This window comes from Wolbachia endosymbiont (group B) of Ischnura elegans (genome assembly GCF_947251585.1).
Lineage (GTDB): Bacteria > Pseudomonadota > Alphaproteobacteria > Rickettsiales > Anaplasmataceae > Wolbachia.
Window position 1 is genome coordinate 1,182,922 of the sequence record NZ_OX366371.1, and the last position, 15,210, is coordinate 1,198,131.

General features: G+C 34.9%; 14 protein-coding genes, 2 tRNA genes and 1 pseudogene. 9 read left to right on the forward strand and 8 right to left on the reverse strand.

Annotated elements, in window-relative coordinates; all coding sequences use genetic code 11:
• Positions 1-224: 224 nt before the first annotated feature.
• The 3 genes and pseudogenes from OPR58_RS06100 to OPR58_RS06110 all read left to right on the forward strand — a co-directional run.
• Positions 225-557 (forward strand): annotated as a pseudogene (locus OPR58_RS06100) (IS110 family transposase); the annotation flags it as partial.
• Positions 558-652: 95 nt separating this feature from the next.
• Positions 653-2,119 carry an IS4 family transposase gene (locus OPR58_RS06105; RefSeq protein WP_265023151.1) on the forward strand — a complete coding sequence of 489 codons (1,467 nt, stop codon included), beginning with the start codon at positions 653-655 and terminating at the stop codon, positions 2,117-2,119.
• Positions 2,112-2,771, forward strand: coding sequence for a transposase (locus tag OPR58_RS06110; RefSeq protein ID WP_265022249.1), 660 nt, complete (start codon positions 2,112-2,114; stop codon positions 2,769-2,771). Before OPR58_RS06105 ends, OPR58_RS06110 begins: the two co-directional genes overlap by 8 nt.
• Before the next feature lie 70 nt (positions 2,772-2,841).
• Here OPR58_RS06110 and OPR58_RS11295 read toward each other — a convergent pair whose 3' ends face one another.
• The 3 genes from OPR58_RS11295 to OPR58_RS06125 form a co-directional block, all read right to left on the reverse strand.
• Positions 2,842-3,018 carry an IS66 family transposase zinc-finger binding domain-containing protein gene (locus OPR58_RS11295; RefSeq protein WP_406846499.1) on the reverse strand — a complete coding sequence of 59 codons (177 nt, stop codon included), beginning with the start codon at positions 3,016-3,018 and terminating at the stop codon, positions 2,842-2,844.
• On the reverse strand, positions 3,018-3,266 hold the full coding sequence (locus OPR58_RS06120) for a DUF6444 domain-containing protein (protein ID WP_265022250.1): 249 nt from the start codon (positions 3,264-3,266) through the stop codon (positions 3,018-3,020). Before OPR58_RS06120 ends, OPR58_RS11295 begins: the two co-directional genes overlap by 1 nt.
• A 288-nt stretch (positions 3,267-3,554) precedes the next feature.
• Entirely contained in the window at positions 3,555-3,881 is a 327-nt protein-coding gene (locus tag OPR58_RS06125; RefSeq protein ID WP_265022251.1) for a hypothetical protein, read from the reverse strand.
• 556 nt (positions 3,882-4,437) lie between these two features.
• Here OPR58_RS06125 and OPR58_RS06130 point away from each other — a divergent pair.
• Together OPR58_RS06130 and OPR58_RS06135 are read left to right on the forward strand one after the other, a co-directional pair.
• A complete protein-coding gene (locus OPR58_RS06130; RefSeq protein ID WP_265022252.1) occupies positions 4,438-5,061 on the forward strand; it encodes a reverse transcriptase domain-containing protein in 624 nt (207 codons plus the stop codon).
• 26 nt (positions 5,062-5,087) lie between these two features.
• A complete protein-coding gene (locus OPR58_RS06135; protein ID WP_265022253.1) occupies positions 5,088-5,846 on the forward strand; it encodes a group II intron maturase-specific domain-containing protein in 759 nt (252 codons plus the stop codon).
• A 76-nt stretch (positions 5,847-5,922) separates the two neighbouring features.
• Here OPR58_RS06135 and OPR58_RS06140 read toward each other — a convergent pair whose 3' ends face one another.
• Both OPR58_RS06140 and OPR58_RS06145 read right to left on the reverse strand, forming a co-directional pair.
• Positions 5,923-7,011: an IS481 family transposase gene (locus OPR58_RS06140; protein WP_019236582.1), complete on the reverse strand. Its 1,089-nt coding sequence runs from the start codon at positions 7,009-7,011 to the stop codon at positions 5,923-5,925.
• Positions 7,012-7,229: 218 nt separating this feature from the next.
• The gene (locus tag OPR58_RS06145; RefSeq protein WP_265022254.1) at positions 7,230-8,915 is read right to left on the reverse strand and encodes a coiled-coil domain-containing protein; all 1,686 of its coding nucleotides are present in this window, start codon (positions 8,913-8,915) and stop codon (positions 7,230-7,232) included.
• A 410-nt stretch (positions 8,916-9,325) separates the two neighbouring features.
• Between OPR58_RS06145 and fsa the strand changes: the two genes are divergently transcribed.
• Positions 9,326-9,970, forward strand: a complete 645-nt coding sequence (gene fsa / locus OPR58_RS06150) for a fructose-6-phosphate aldolase (protein ID WP_007302527.1) — start codon at positions 9,326-9,328, stop codon at positions 9,968-9,970.
• 542 nt (positions 9,971-10,512) lie between these two features.
• On the opposite strand, the gene tnpC is transcribed toward fsa, so the two are convergent.
• The 3 genes from tnpC to OPR58_RS06165 all read right to left on the reverse strand — a co-directional run bounded on the left by tnpC (position 10,513) and on the right by OPR58_RS06165 (position 13,600).
• Positions 10,513-11,856 (reverse strand): IS66 family transposase, encoded by a 1,344-nt coding sequence (gene tnpC / locus OPR58_RS06155; RefSeq protein WP_265022247.1) that lies wholly within the window; start codon positions 11,854-11,856, stop codon positions 10,513-10,515.
• A 433-nt stretch (positions 11,857-12,289) separates the two neighbouring features.
• Positions 12,290-12,757 carry a hypothetical protein gene (locus OPR58_RS06160; RefSeq protein WP_010407187.1) on the reverse strand — a complete coding sequence of 156 codons (468 nt, stop codon included), beginning with the start codon at positions 12,755-12,757 and terminating at the stop codon, positions 12,290-12,292.
• Between the two features lie 126 nt (positions 12,758-12,883).
• Positions 12,884-13,600, reverse strand: coding sequence for an SDR family NAD(P)-dependent oxidoreductase (locus OPR58_RS06165; protein ID WP_265022255.1), 717 nt, complete (start codon positions 13,598-13,600; stop codon positions 12,884-12,886).
• A 202-nt stretch (positions 13,601-13,802) separates the two neighbouring features.
• On the opposite strand from OPR58_RS06165, the gene carA reads away from it, so the two are divergent.
• The 3 genes from carA to OPR58_RS06180 all read left to right on the forward strand — a co-directional run bounded on the left by carA (position 13,803) and on the right by OPR58_RS06180 (position 15,157).
• Positions 13,803-14,891: a glutamine-hydrolyzing carbamoyl-phosphate synthase small subunit gene (gene carA / locus OPR58_RS06170; RefSeq protein ID WP_265022256.1), complete on the forward strand. Its 1,089-nt coding sequence runs from the start codon at positions 13,803-13,805 to the stop codon at positions 14,889-14,891.
• Positions 14,892-15,000: 109 nt separating this feature from the next.
• Positions 15,001-15,082: transfer RNA gene (locus OPR58_RS06175), tRNA-Tyr, on the forward strand.
• A gap of 4 nt (positions 15,083-15,086) precedes the next feature.
• Positions 15,087-15,157 (forward strand) — tRNA-Gly (locus OPR58_RS06180).
• The last annotated feature ends 53 nt before the right edge of the window (positions 15,158-15,210 follow it).

The following is a 15,210-nucleotide window of genomic DNA, read 5'->3' on the forward strand; positions in this document are numbered from 1 at the left end:
AACTACTTTCTTATACCGTGAATGGACAAAGTTGATAAGCCTAAACGCCATCATGTCTTTAGGAGAGTCTGCTAATGAAGGCTCTTAAGTTGACGCCATTGCGTGAACGGTTACAGGTTCTCCTCTCTGGTTTATTATACTGAAAGTTCCGAACAACTGGTTGAGCTTTTAGGCTCGTATATAAGGGTGGAAAATGCAGTATACACATTATTTATGGAGGGATTATGAATTTATCAAATATTATTACTGGCATTGATATTAGCAAAAATAAACTAGATATCCATATTCATCCACTTGGACATCATAAAGTATTTGAAAATAACGTTCAAGCTATTGATCAAATAATCGACTTTTTGCGTTTACATAACGTAACCAAAGTTGGACTTGAAGCAACTGGTGGGTACGAAAAATTATGTGCTTATACTTTATTAAGCCATGGTTTTGAAGTATATGTCATTCAACCAAGATGGGTGAGAGATTATGCAAAAAGCCTTGGTATTGCTACTAAAACTGATAAAATAGACTGTAGCATCATCTCACGTTATGTTAGTAATACTTACTATTACCCATAAGTATATAAATGGTAAAAAGCTGCTATTTTACTAATTCAATTTAGTACTATAAATAGACCTATGGTCTAAAAATGAAATATATGATGAAAGGAAGTATAAATACCTCAACTAGTGAATGGGCAGAAAGTGAATTTGGGATTGTTAATTTTGGCGATATAAGATTAAGTAAAAGGCTTTTAAAAGTAGTTAATAGTTTTGCTGAATCGCCTGAATGTTCAATAAATCAAGCTTGTAAAGATTGGTATCAAAGTAAAGCAGCTTATAGATTTTTTCAAAATGATGCCATTTCTGAAAGAAAGATATTAGACAGTCATATAGTTAAAACTGTTGAAAGAGCTAAAGAATATTCAACTATTTTAGCTATCCAAGACACGAGTTATATTTCATATAAAAATCATAAAAAGGCCAAAGGATTAGGGATTATAGCAGCAAGATTAAGATCTGAAACAACCAATTTTAAAACCCATGGATTAGTGATGCATACAACATTTGCAGTTACAACAGAAGGACTACCTATAGGATTATTAGATCAAAAAATTAGTACTAGACCTCCCTTAGCTGAAGACCTAAGAGAGTTGAAAAGGAGAAGCCATAACACTGCTGTTCCTATAGAAGAGAAAGAAAGCATACGGTGGATAGCATCACTAAAAGACTCTACTAATCACCCTGGATTAAAGGATGTTAAGGTAGTTACCGTTTGCGATAGAGAAGGAGATATTTATGATTTATTTGAAGTTGCTTCCACTAATCAATCTCTTTTTGTAGTAAGAGGAAATCAAAACAGAACAGTAAACAAGAGATCAACTTATTCTGAAAAAGGTGGTGAAAAGTTGTGGGATTTGATGAATCGTATGCCTTGCCAAGGAGAAATTCAAATAAGTATTCCTACCCGTGATAATAGGCCTAAAAGAACAGCAGTGTTAGAAGTAAAGTTTAGTAACTTTGTGATGAATGCATCAAAAAACAACGCTAGACGTAAGACTCAAAAACTTCCTAATTTAAATTTGAATGCTGTCTATGTTATAGAAAAGTATTCCCCATTTGGCGAAGAACCTATGAACTGGATCTTATTGACAAATATAAGTGTTAATAATTTTGAAGAAGCAGTAGAAAAAATACAATGGTATTGCTTAAGGTGGAGAATAGAGGTCTTTCATAAAATTTTGAAATCCGGTCTTAAAGTTGAAGAATGTAGACTCCAAACAGCAGATAGATTGATCCGCTTTCTTACAATAATGAGTATAATTGCATGGAGAATATTTTTTATTACATTAGTAGCTAGAACAAATCCCAATCTTCCTTGTACTATCATACTGACTGATGAGGAGTGGAAGGTTTTGTATACAAAAATGCTAAAAACAAAAAACTATCCTGAAGCCCCACCACCCATAAGAAAAATCGTGAGGTGGGTAGCTCAATTGGGAGGGTTTTTAGCTCGCAAAAATGACTTAGAACCAGGTCCTATAGCTTTGTGGAAGGGATGGAAACGTCTCTTTGATTTAGCAGAAGGATGGAGACTTGCTCATGAATCCTATATTTATGGGTAATAGTAAGGTTAGTAATACAGACATGCGTGTCACTCCTTTAAAAGTTAGTAGTATTGACTGTTTGAAGCAAAAATTATCTCGCAGGAATCAACTAGTAGAAATAGCAAAAATACAAAAAACCCAAGCTCATCAAGTAACCGATTTATCTATAATCAAACAAATGGAAGAGCTACTTGCAGTTTTACAAAATCAAATTCAAGTCTTAGAAGATGAGGTAATGGAATTAGTCGATAAAAATCAAGAGCTTAAAAAAAAGTACATGTCAATAACTAGTATACCTGGTGTAGGTGCAATAACAGCTATTACTTTTATTTGTTATCTACCCGAGCTTGGAACTCTCCAACATAAAGAAATATCCAGCCTTTCCGGAGTTGCACCTTTTAATCGAGATAGTGGTTTTAGTAAGGGAAAAAGGTGTATTCAGGGTGGTAGATCACAAATTAGAAAGGTTTTACATATGTGCATTCTTAGTGCGCAAAGGTACAATTCTTATATAAAAATCTTCTTTGATAGGCTATACAATCAATATAAAAAACCATATAAAGTTACCTCTACTGCTGCAATGAGAAAATTACTTATCCTTGCTAACTCTTTAGTAAGAGACGGTAGACTGTTTACTGAGGAGTATAGCCCTAAAACTGCTTCTATATAGCAATAGCATAGCTGTGAATAAGTACGCCCACACAAATTTTAAGTACTTATTCACAGCTACATCAATTTTTCTATTGACTTTTAACACAACTGCTACAATGTCCTCTTTGCAACCTGTACTCAGTTACAATTGGCTTAATTTCTGGCAACTCTGCCTTCTGATGAATAATTTCATCTTCTAAAGTAATCTTACCTCCACACATACAAATTGTATCAATTGTGCATCTCACTACCTCGTCTGCAGCCATTAATTCACGCTTATGCACCTTATGTCCTGGCTGACCTCCTGGTTTTTTATCACTTTTCTTTTTTGCTTTCTTACGATATATATCTCGTGATGGTGGCAGCGATGAGAATTTTGCGAATTTAAGCCCAATTTGTCTTCTAATTCAACTATTTTTGCTTTCAAGCTATCATTTTCTCTGATCAGTGCTTTTATTTCTTCCTTGAGATTAGCCTTTTCTGCTACAACCTTTTCTTGCAGCACTGTTGTCATTTACCCATTCCATATTTAGCTTCCTATCTCTTTACACTTTTATACTTACTTTGTAAACCACCTTATCTCCGTGAACGGTTACAAAGTATTTGCAAATTATGCAGTAAACAATAGTTCTTAAGGACATATGTCAAAAACAATGTCCAAAAACTAGATCCCAGTGTCACGCACTGGCATGACATTGTTTATTATGTGCCGTATTGCAATGTTCGTACAGCTATGTGTTACACTACTCGGATGACAAGAGGGGCTACTTGAATAAAGAAGCCGCTGGTCTCATGTGCATCTTTAAACATTTCCACGCTGACTTTGGCTACACACCTTTGAGGGACTGCTGATTAAGTCTAGAAGTGAATTACAGTGATCGCTATGAAATGCGCTATCAAGGCTTAAAGACCTAGATTTTTTTTCTGAATCATCAATTTTCTCTGTAAGCTGGTAAAACATTTTTGAATTATTATCAAAAACTTCCTTTTTATTAACAAGTACTTGATCAATTACTGGACTTAACAGTTCTACTTGGCTATTTAAGTATTGCACTGTAACGTTTAGCTCTTTTCTTTCTCCAGTTATTCTTTCAATTTCCAGAGCTTTATTTCCAATTATTTCTGTCAAGTGCTCATTATATTCTTCCAATTCTTTAATCTTTGTCAGTAATTGATTGTGTGTCCAGAGAAGGCAAGTATGTTCAGTGGGAGGTAGACCCACCAGGATAAAAGTCGAAGTCCTGTAGCTAGGGTAGCAATGTGGAGGGAAAGCAAAATGTTGAAGCCTACCGACAACGTTATCATAGGATAATGGCGAATTACTAGGCCGTAGCGAAAGCAAACATATAGGTGGCCTCGAAAACGATAAGAACTGAAGGCTGAGCCAGCGGTCAATGGGCGAAAGCAGAATAGGCAGTTGAAAAACGACTGATACAATTGTTCTACTTCAGCGGGGTGGTAGTGATAGCATGGTAATGAGGACATACAAAGCAACTGGAGAAGCCCTCCTCATCCCAAGGAGAAATACCTTGGAGTGGTAGGTTCTATAACTGGAAAACAGGAAAAGAACCGAAGATGAAAGGGTGGCGGATGGGTGTGTAGTAGCGAAGAAGTGGGGTAACGCCCATGGAGCAAAGGCACCCTACTAGTAGAGATCTTTTAACAAAAGGAAGGTAAAGGTAAAAATGACAAAAATGCCAATAAAATTACAAGACCTGAGAAGAAAGATATATATCAAAGCGAAAGCAGAACCGGAATGGCGATTCTGGGGAATCTATGTACACGTCTGCAAGATGGAGACACTAGAAGAAGCATATAAGCTAACAAAGAAAAGCAATGGGGCACCAGGAATTGATGGGGTAACATTCAAATCGATAGAGGCAGAAGGCTTAGAAAAGTATCTTCAGCAAATAAGACATGAACTAATAACCAAAACCTATAGCCCAAATAGGAACCGGAGAAAGGAAATACCAAAAGTTGGGGGAAAACTCAGAACGTTGAACATACCCTGCATCCGGGATAGAATAGTGCAAAGTGCACTAAAGCTAATAATTGAACCGATATATGAATCTGACTTTCAGGACGGATCATATGGATATAGACCCAAGAGAAAAGCGCATGAAGCAGTAAGCAGAGTAGCGAAAGCAGCAATCAAAGGCAATACAAAATGTATTGATGTAGACCTGAAATCCTATTTTGATAACGTACGACATCATATTCTCATGGAGAAAATTGCCAAGAGAATAAATGATAAAGAAATCATGCACTTGATTAAGCTAATCCTTAAGGTAGGAGGAAAACGAGAATAGCGCAAGGGTCGCCTATCTCACCGTTGTTGAGCAATATATACCTCAATGAGGTAGACAAAATGCTAGAGAGAGCAAAAGAGGTGACCAGGGAAGAAAAATATCAACGTATAGAATACGCCAGATGGGCAGACGATTTAGTGATACTGATAGATGGGCACCAGAGATGGGAATGGCTCGAGAAATTAGTGTACAAAAGGTTACAAGAAGAATTAGCAAAACTAGAAGTAAGTGTAAATGAAGAAAAGACAAAAATTGCCAATCTAAAGAGAGGAGAAACATTCGGCTTTCTAGGATTTGACTTTCGAAAGAAAATTACAAAACAAGGAAAGTGGAGAGTACAGATAACACCACAGATGAAAACACGAACAAGCCTACTTCAAAAGTTGAAGAAGGTATTCAGTAACTATAAATCGCAACCAATACGGAGAGTGATTCAGATCATCAATCCGATATTGAGAGGGTGGGTAAACTACTTTAGAATAGGAAACTCAAGTCGAAGCTTCAGCTACGTTAAACAGTGGGTAGAGAAGAAAACAAGACGCAATATGATGCAAGCCAGAAAAGCAAAAGGATTTGGTTGGAAAAGGTGGAGTAGCGAATGTATATATGAGACCCTTGGTCTATATTCGGACTATAGAATAAGATATTACGTTCCGAAAGCCTTACCAGCACAATATGTTATAAACTTTGGTAAGAATCTACTAGGAAAGCGTAGTGCGGGAAATCCGCATGCTGCGTTTGATGAGGCGGGAATTGGAAACGTAAACATGGGAATTTTGGATTGAGGACCAACATGAAAATAATGGATCAGCCACCAAACCCTAAAGTGTACTAGACACAACTTAATCTGACAGCAACGAATTAACTGACAGAAGAATTGAGGTAGTTAAAACTAATATCAGTCTCTTGTTTAACGTTACTAATATTTTTCTGAAAAGCAATGTGTTTGCTATCAAGAAAAGTCTGCATAGGCGTTTTACCATAGCAATATTTACCTGAGTGAGGCCTGGTCTCATTGTAAGAGCGTAACCAATGATCAACATCTATCTGCAAATCTTCTAAAGAACTGTAGATTTTCTTTCTAAAGATAATATTGTAACACTCATCTTGCATAGTTTTATGAAACCTTTCGCATATGCCATTAGTTTGTGGTGAATTGGCTTTAGTTCTTGAATGATCAATATTTTCAATTCCCAAATAAAGCTGATAAGCGTGATTTTCTGGTTTACCACAATATTCTGTACCTCTATCAGTCAAAATGCGCAATAATGGCACGTTTTGTACATCGAAAAATGGTATTACTCTATCATTCAGCAAGTCGGCAGCGGTAATAGCAGTTTTATCTGTATAAAGCTTAGCAAAAGCCACTCTCGAATATGTATCAATAAAAGTCTGCTGGTAAATGCGCCCAACGCCCTTGATATTGCCTACGTAATAAGTATCTTGAGACCCTAAATAACCTGAGTGTTCTGTTTCAATTTCACCGTGAGCTTCTCTTTGCTCTTTAACTTTTTCCAATGCTGCAAGTTGCTCTTCAGTTAAAATTATGCCGTCTTGTGCAACCTTTGCTTCAAGGGCTTTAAGTCTTTTTTTGAACGTTTCAATGTCATTTCTTAGCCATACAGATCTTACGCCACCTTCGGAAATTATTACACCCCTTTTTCTCAGCTCATTTGCAGCTCTTTGTTGTCCATATGCTGGAAATTCTGTAGCTATGCCAATTATTGCCCTTTCTATATCTTCGGAAACTCTGTTTGCTAATAGGGGTTTTTTCTTACTTATTTCATGTAATGCTCCTTCTCCCCCACTTTCATATAACTCCTTAAATCGATAAAATGTATCACGCGAATAACCCATCACCTTACACGCTTGTGATACGTTACCTAATTGCTTTGCTAGTTCTAATAACCCTAACTTTGGTTTTAGTATTTTTGTTTGTATCGTACTCATATCTAACACTCCTTTCTTTTATTATTTTATAACTTACTTTTTTAAAGTGTCAGATCAAGTTCTATCTAATACACCTAAAGAGGCGCGCCAGTTCTCGACCCTACCTCTTTTGTTTCTTCTCTCTTCTGCGACAACTGTTGCTTATACTTCTTAATTTGCTCATCTTTAAGCTCTACCTTGTTCTTTAACTCTTCATATTCCTGCTTTAGCTGATCTACCTATTGTTTATAAGATTCCAGATTTGTGTTGTACTTATCATCTAAGCGTAGAATTGTAAATTTTAAATTCTGTATATCTTTCCAATTTTCATTTAATATATCTTCTGCTTCCTCTTCCGCTTTTTTAAACTGTTTCAATTTATCTTCCAGTTTTTCATTTTTTGCATTAGCAATTGTTAACTTTTTCTCTAGATCTTTCTTTCCTTCATGTGCACTTTCAAGTTCTTGTATTTTCTCTTGCAGCTCTGTTGATATATTTTCTAGCTTCTCATCTTTTTGTGTTAGTCCAATTTGCAATTTTACGTTTTTTTGCTTTTCTTCTTCAAGTTTATTCTGTAAATCACTATTGCACTTCTCTAATTCTTCAATTTCTTGTTTAGCCTCCATGAGTTCCTGTTCTGATTTTTTTTGCTTTATTATGCAATTACTTAACAGCTGGTCTAATTCCTCTTGCAATTTTCTTACCTCACTTGTCAACTCTTCTTTTTCTGCATTAGCAACTTCCAGCTTTTTCTTCAGGTCTTTCTTTTCTTCATATGCACCTTCAAGTTCTTGCGCTCTTTCTTGCAGCTCTGTTGACATATTTGCTAGCTTTTCATTTTTTTGTGTCAGTTCAGCTTGCAATTTTGCATTTTTTTGCTTTTCTTCTCCAAGTTCATTCTGTAAATCACTATTATGCTTTTCAAATTCTTGCTTGGCCTCTTCGAGCCTATGATGTAAATTGTTCCTCAGTTCATTTAATTCTCTAATTTCTTGCTCAGCTTTTGTAAGCTTTTGATCTAGTTGTTGTGAATTAACTTCTGTTTGAGTTGCAATTGCCTGAGTTGCAATCTGCTGTGGATTAACCTCTGATACATTGTTGCTAGTGAAAGAAAGAATAGGATTGCTTTTAGCATCATTTTCAAGATCTTTCATCTTTTCGTCTTGATTGATTACGATATGTTCGTTATTTTGCAGATTACTAACAGCCGGTGCAATGTTAGCATTTTTGTTCTTTTTCAATAATGCTTTTACAGCGTCATGTAGAGAGAGACCTTGAATATATAATTCTTCATTTTGTCTTATTAATTCCAAAAACTCCTCAGGTGGCGATTCAAAATCTTTACCATTAAACTGTAGTACTTTAGTTATACTAGAATTACTTACATTCATAACCATAGTACAGGTAAAAGTTTTCCCATCCTTGTCCTGCACAGGCCAAGTGCTTGTCATTTCATAATATGCACCCTCTTTAAATTCGTAATGTCTTTCCTTACCTTTTCGGTAAGCGTATATGTCATGCTTTTTATCGCAATAGATATTCAATGTGCTAATATCCCTTTCTTGCTGTAAGATATCACTAATTCTTATTGGCTCACTTCTATTGTAATTAATAAGATTAATGTTTAACACTTTATCAGAATTGTTAGTTTCTACATAAAAAGCTCGAAGGTCTATGTCTTTGTCTCTAAAATACTTACTTACAGCTTTTTTTGCCTGATTTGCTAATTCTATAAAGTTTTTTTTAAAGCTCTTGTTGAAAGATAGATCTATATATGCTTGCTTAAAATTTTCATCATTTATTAAATCCATGAGCAAGTCATAAACCTCCCATTTTTCCTGACAATGTTCTTCTAAAACAGTAATGCTATTTTTTCTTTTCAGCTCTGATAATATGCTTTTCAATGTCGGGAAATTTGTTGACATAGTATACCCCTTGTTACTATTGTTCTGATAATATATTTACTTTAGGAGTGATTAACTCCTTTTATATTAACCTTTTTAGTTGAATTTAATTGCGAGCGCTAAACTCGAACTTAGTCGATTTTGTTTATTGTTCCTCACTACCTATTTGTGTTACTATACTAATAGTAGCACTAAGTTTTAGGCTATGCAAGAATTTCTATTGAACGTAAAGCTAGTAAACTTCAGAAATTGGTTATGCTAATTTTGTTAATAAAATGCAACCAATTAAGGAAAGCGCTATACTGTGTCTCAGTGCAATATTTTCTTTCCTAACGGACTGAAAATTGAGTTGAGTTAAAAATCCGATTTTATTTAATACTTTTCAAAGATGACAATATTTTGTAAAAATAGGTTTTTAATAGGACAATAATATGGAAATTTTTCTTGATAGTGTTGATTTGAATGAAATTAAGGAGCTAAAAGAGTTCATTGATGGTATAACAACTAATCCTTCTTTAATAGCAAAATCTGGACATAAAGATAAGTACGAAGATTTAGTAAGCGAAATATGTTCTATTATAAAAGGACCTGTTAGTGTTGAAGTTGTTGCAGATAGCCATGAAGATATGGTTAAGGAAGGCCTTAAGTTAGCGAAAATCGCTAGTAATATCGTAGTAAAGTTACCCCTTACACATGAAGGATTAATTTCTTGTAAAAAGTTGTGGACAGAACATAAAATACCTGCTAATATCACATTATGTTTTTCTCCTGGACAAGCACTGTTTGCCGCTAAGGCCGGTGCTTGTTTTATCTCTCCCTTTGTTGGTCGCCTTGATGATATAAGCTATGATGGCTTATCGCTAATAGAAGATATATGCACTATATATTCTAATTATAATTTTAAGACAAAAGTTCTTGTTGCATCAGTAAGAAGTCCAGCACATGTAATAGAAGCTGCACGGCTCGGTGCTCATTCAATTACTGTGCCAGCAAAAATACTTAGACAGTTAATTAATCATCCACTTACTGATCAAGGGCTCGCAATATTTGAAAAAGACTGGGGCGTAAAACAATAAATGACATTGCTAAAAAAGACATAAAAACACAATAATTTATATAAAAAGGACATAGGTACCATCTGTCCTTTAAAGACATGTAGGTCAATGATATGCGTAATTCAGTGTTTTAAACATGATAGTCCTCCACTAATAAAAAAGATTGAGAAAAATGTATACAGCTACGACCGAAGTATAGCTAAAATATATTTTAACTGAAGATTATAGATTAATTGAATTGAAAAGTCTGCAGACGAAGATAGATTCCGAGCTCTAGAACACCTTCACTGTGCATGGTAACAAAACTATTAGAGTTTGTCAAGTAATTTTTTATCGTAATTTTACGAACGTGCCATGCCAGTAATTATATCTAGTTAAATTTGTAAAGTAATACAGTGTTTTCGATAGTTATAAAAAAGCTGGATTTCAGTACTGGAGTAACATTTTGGAAATTGGGATGAAAAGAGGGAAAGTACTGGTTTGAAATTAAGTTTTCTGGATTCCAGTGCTGGAATGACAAGAGAGGAGCTCCAGGTACGTAACCGTTCACGGAATATTCCCAATTAGGCAGGAATAGCGACTAAATTCTGTAGTTTCTGGACAGGATTCTGATCATTCAAACGTGCAGTCAAAAATATCGAAAGCATTCTTTCAATGAACTTTTCTCCACGTTCTGACCAAGTGAAAAAACTATTTTTACGATAAATGACGTACCGTCTAGCCTGACGTTCTGCAAGGTTATTGGTTGTCTCGATCAGATCAGGATTGCGCACGAATCTCCACATCATATCTTCAGAACGTAGTATATTGGCAGCCATTCTCGAGGCCTGAGTTCCTTTTGCAACCCTTGTTATCTCTCGCAAAAAATGTTTCACCCTTTTTCGAATCTTCCTCATTAACCGGAAAAATCTTAAATTGTCTATCAGGTTTTGTTTACGTGCTCTATCTACCACAAATACCCTGTTGCTCAGCGATTTTAATGCTGCGCCAATTCTGCTCACTTCAACATTTTTACTGTAAAAAAACCTTTCAAAGTCCCTTGCTAAATGGGCCCAGCATATCTGTCTGTTTTCACGATTAAAGTAATTATACGCAGCATACCTATCGCTTATAACTATTCCATCATACTCTGGCAATAGCCCTTTTAATATCTTCTTTCCGCGAGATCCAACTAACTTCATAAGTGTTGCTGTTTTATTCGTTACTACCCAACTCCAACCTTTCTTTCCCTGGTTCCTATGGCTTGTTTCATCTATATGTAAATACTTGCTTTTCCGTAGCTCTTCTCTTATTTTTTCGTATTCAGATATACATTTTTCTGATACTCTACCCTCGGTCTTTGATACCAAACCTAGGCTTATATTCAGATTAAATATGCTGCTCAAAATTTGCTGTACTTCCCTTTTTGAATTGATAAAAAATCCACTAAAACTGCTAATTACTGCTTTTGCATTAGCTCCTAAAAGATCCCTTGTCACACCTTCAGGCAGACTAGCTGAGATCCTTTTCTTACACGCCTTACAGTAGCCTTTTTGTAGCCTATATTCAGTCACTATCGGTTTAATTTTTGGCAATTCAACCTTTTGATGCACAGTTTCTTCTTCTAAAATAACTTGGCTTCCACACATGCAAATTGTATCAATTGAACATTTTACCACCTCATCTGCTACCATCAATTCCCGCTTGTGCGCTTCATGTCCTGGCTGCCCGCCTGGTTTTTTATCGCTCTTCTTTTTTGTCTTTTTGCGATATACATCTTGCGATGGTGGCAGCGATGAATTTTTTGAATTTAAACCCAGCTTATCCTCTAGCTCAATTATTTTTGTCCTTAACTTATCATTCTCTGCTTTCAGAGTACCAACTTCTGACTCCAATACCACAATCTTTTCTTGTAGCACCTCTATCATCAACCCCTCATCTATCTAGTTTATTGTTTTTTATACTAATTATGCAATTTTTGTAAACTACTTTCTTATACCGTGAATGGACAAAGTTGATAAGCCTAAACGCCATCATGTCTTTAGGAGAGTCTGCTAATGAAGGCTCTTAAGTTGACGCCATTGCGTGAACGGTTACCCAGGTACAGCTGTTACCTATAGAATGGCAGTACTAGAATGATAACAAACTGAATGACATATTTAATCTCTATACAGATGTACATCACGCACCGATTTCCATTCAAGGTAATGTCATTCCAGCATTGGAATCCAGTTAGATTTGCGAGTATAAAAGTAATACAACATTTTGATGATGGAAGCCATTACTAGGATAACAAGAAAGGAAGTGCTGATTTCAGTGTTTATACGTTAGCCATGCATCTAAAAATTTATAAACAAAAGATTACACTTCACAACTTTGTGATGGAATAAGTTTTTCAATGCTGTTGACGCAAAACTCAGTTGTATTATTAGCTATTTCATCGAATTTATCATTTATATCCTTACCTATTTTTTCATCTTTAATATATTCATACAGAGCTAAAATAGCTATAGTTGAACATATTGCGATGAAACCAACTTTTGCTGTAATAAGTAATGATATCCCACCTGCAAGTATGGACACTGCTCCAATAGCTAGGTTTATAATTTTATTTTGTGTTGATTGATTCTCTTTATCCTCTAAAACGTTTGATATTGCTTTTGAGGCAATTTTTATTGCTATTGCTGTAGTTGAGATTATAACAAACATCATAGCTATTTTTGCTAAGAGAAAAATTGATGGTAGCATTATTACAAGAAACAGTGAAGCACCTCCTATAAATAACCATTTCTCATTTATTTTTTTAGACTGATCTGTATTATTAGGCATTGCAACCCTCCATTAACAGTTTATTCATATAATATGAAACATGCGATAGTCAAGATGTTTTTGTGTGGAGAAGCTTGCGATTGAGTTTTGAAGAGCTTTAGCTTTACAAGATGGTAGATTTGGTGATTATCGTAAGATTCTTGCAGTCATTTTAGTGGGAAGAATTTGTAAAATATGAAAAAATAACCGCCAGAAAATTGGAAACGCTATAACTTTCTTTCCTTTAAATATACTTTTTAAAATATATGCTGCAGCTTTTTCTGGCTCCCATATGAAGGGAAGTGGTTTATTAGACTTAAACATATCTGTTTTTACTGGCCCTGGCATTATGGTGATAAACTTTGTGCTACTGTTAGCATATTGGATTTTTAGTGATTGAAAACAACTTTTTAGTGCTGCTTTGCTGGCACAGTATGCAGAAGCATGTGGTGTTGCATGCATAGCAACAAGAGAAGATATAACCGCAAAAGTTGCCAAGGAATTATGATGAATCCATTCTTCAATCCAGTTGATAACGCCAAAATAATTGGTTTCAAATGTTTTTCTATGAATGTTGGTATGAAACTTATCTTCTATTTCGCCACATCCTGCATTAAGAAAAAAGAGATTTGGTATAATATTTTGCTTTTTTAAAAAATCAGACGAGTTTTTAATATTTTCACTTTTGCTTACATCACATGTTATAGGTAAAAAATTACTACCTAATTCTTCTTTTAATTTTTCCAGTTTTTCAGTGCGCCTTGCAATGCCAACCACAAACCATCGATCTTTAATGAGCAACCGTGCTAGACTTTCTCCAATGCCAGATGATGCTCCTGTAATGAGACAAGTTTTTCTATCCATGTGAATTTATATAACATGAAGTATGAATGTAATGACTATTGCCTATTCACACAAGTTAAGTTTGCTATAATTTTGCTAAATAATAAAAAAAGAAAGCTACTTATAATTTTGAATTTTATATAAACTTAAAGGGAAATTTAGTATTTGCTTACTTGTAATTTAAAATTCTTATATAATATTTTAAATGAGTTGAGAGAATTAAATGCAGGATGCAGCTTTAGTTTTACAAGATGGCAAGTACTTTTTGGGAAAATCGGTAGGTAAAAGAGGCAAATGTATAGGTGAAGTTTGTTTTACCACTGGTATGACAGGTTATCAGCATACTATAACAGATCCTTCTTTTGCTGATCAAATAATAGCGTTCACTTTTCCTCATATTGGTAATGTTGGAATAAATCACAAAGATAATGAAGGAGAAAAAGTTTTTGCAAGTGGTGTGGTTATGCGTGAACTTTCTCCTATGTCTCACTCTTCTTCATATATTAGTTTAAATGATTGGTTGGAGAAAAATAATGTAGTTGGGATATCGGGAATTGATACTAGAGCTTTGACGAGATATTTGAGAAAACATGGATCTCAAAATGGAATGATATGTCCGTCAAGTGAGGCACATATATTAGATGAATTGAAGAAATACAAATCTGTAAATGGAATAGAAATAACTAAGAAAGTCAGTTTAAGTAATAACTTTCAAAGCGTTCTTAATGCAAAATATAGGGTTGTAATTGTTGATTTCGGTATAAAAAATAGTATAATCTCACGCTTAGTAGAACTTGATTGTACGGTTGAATTAGTCAAACCAGATACAGGTTTTGCTCACAAAATATTAAGCATGAATCCAGATGGTATAGTGCTTTCAAATGGCCCTGGTGATCCACAAGAGATAGGAGAGAGTGTAATTTCAGAAATAGAAATTATTGTGAAATCTAAAATACCAGTTTTTGGCATATGCCTGGGCCATCAATTACTTGCAGTTACTTTGGGAGCAAAGACTGTCAAGATGGATATTGGTCATCGAGGGAGTAATCATCCAGTTTATGATCTGGAGAGTAAAAAAGTTGAGATAACTAGCCAAAATCATGGTTTTGTTGTTGATTCAGCTTCTCTTCCAAGTAACGTTGAAGTTACTCATATTTCTCTATTTGATAATAGTGTAGAGGGGATAATGATGAAGGATTACCCAGTCTTTTCTACTCAATACCATCCAGAAGAAGCGCCAGGTACACATGATTCACATTATTTATTTGGGCGTTTTATTGACAATATTTTGTTATATAAAAGTAAAATCTAACTGAAATCAGTTAGATTAGCTTTTATTACTTGATCTTTTGGATTTGGATGTTTAATATTAGGAATAATAAAACTTAAGTTAAGGTAGTGTTCTCTTAACAGATTTTTGTGGAGGAGTGACCGAGTGGTTAAAGGTAACAGACTGTAAATCTGTCCGCATTGCGTACGTAGGTTCGAATCCTACCTCCTCCATTGTGCGGGTATAGCTCAATGGTAGAGCTCTAGCCTTCCAAGCTAGTGACGTGGGTTCGATTCCCACTATCCGCTCTTTTTTTGTTGTATTTATATAAAATCAACATATTATTTGTTGATGTATTTGT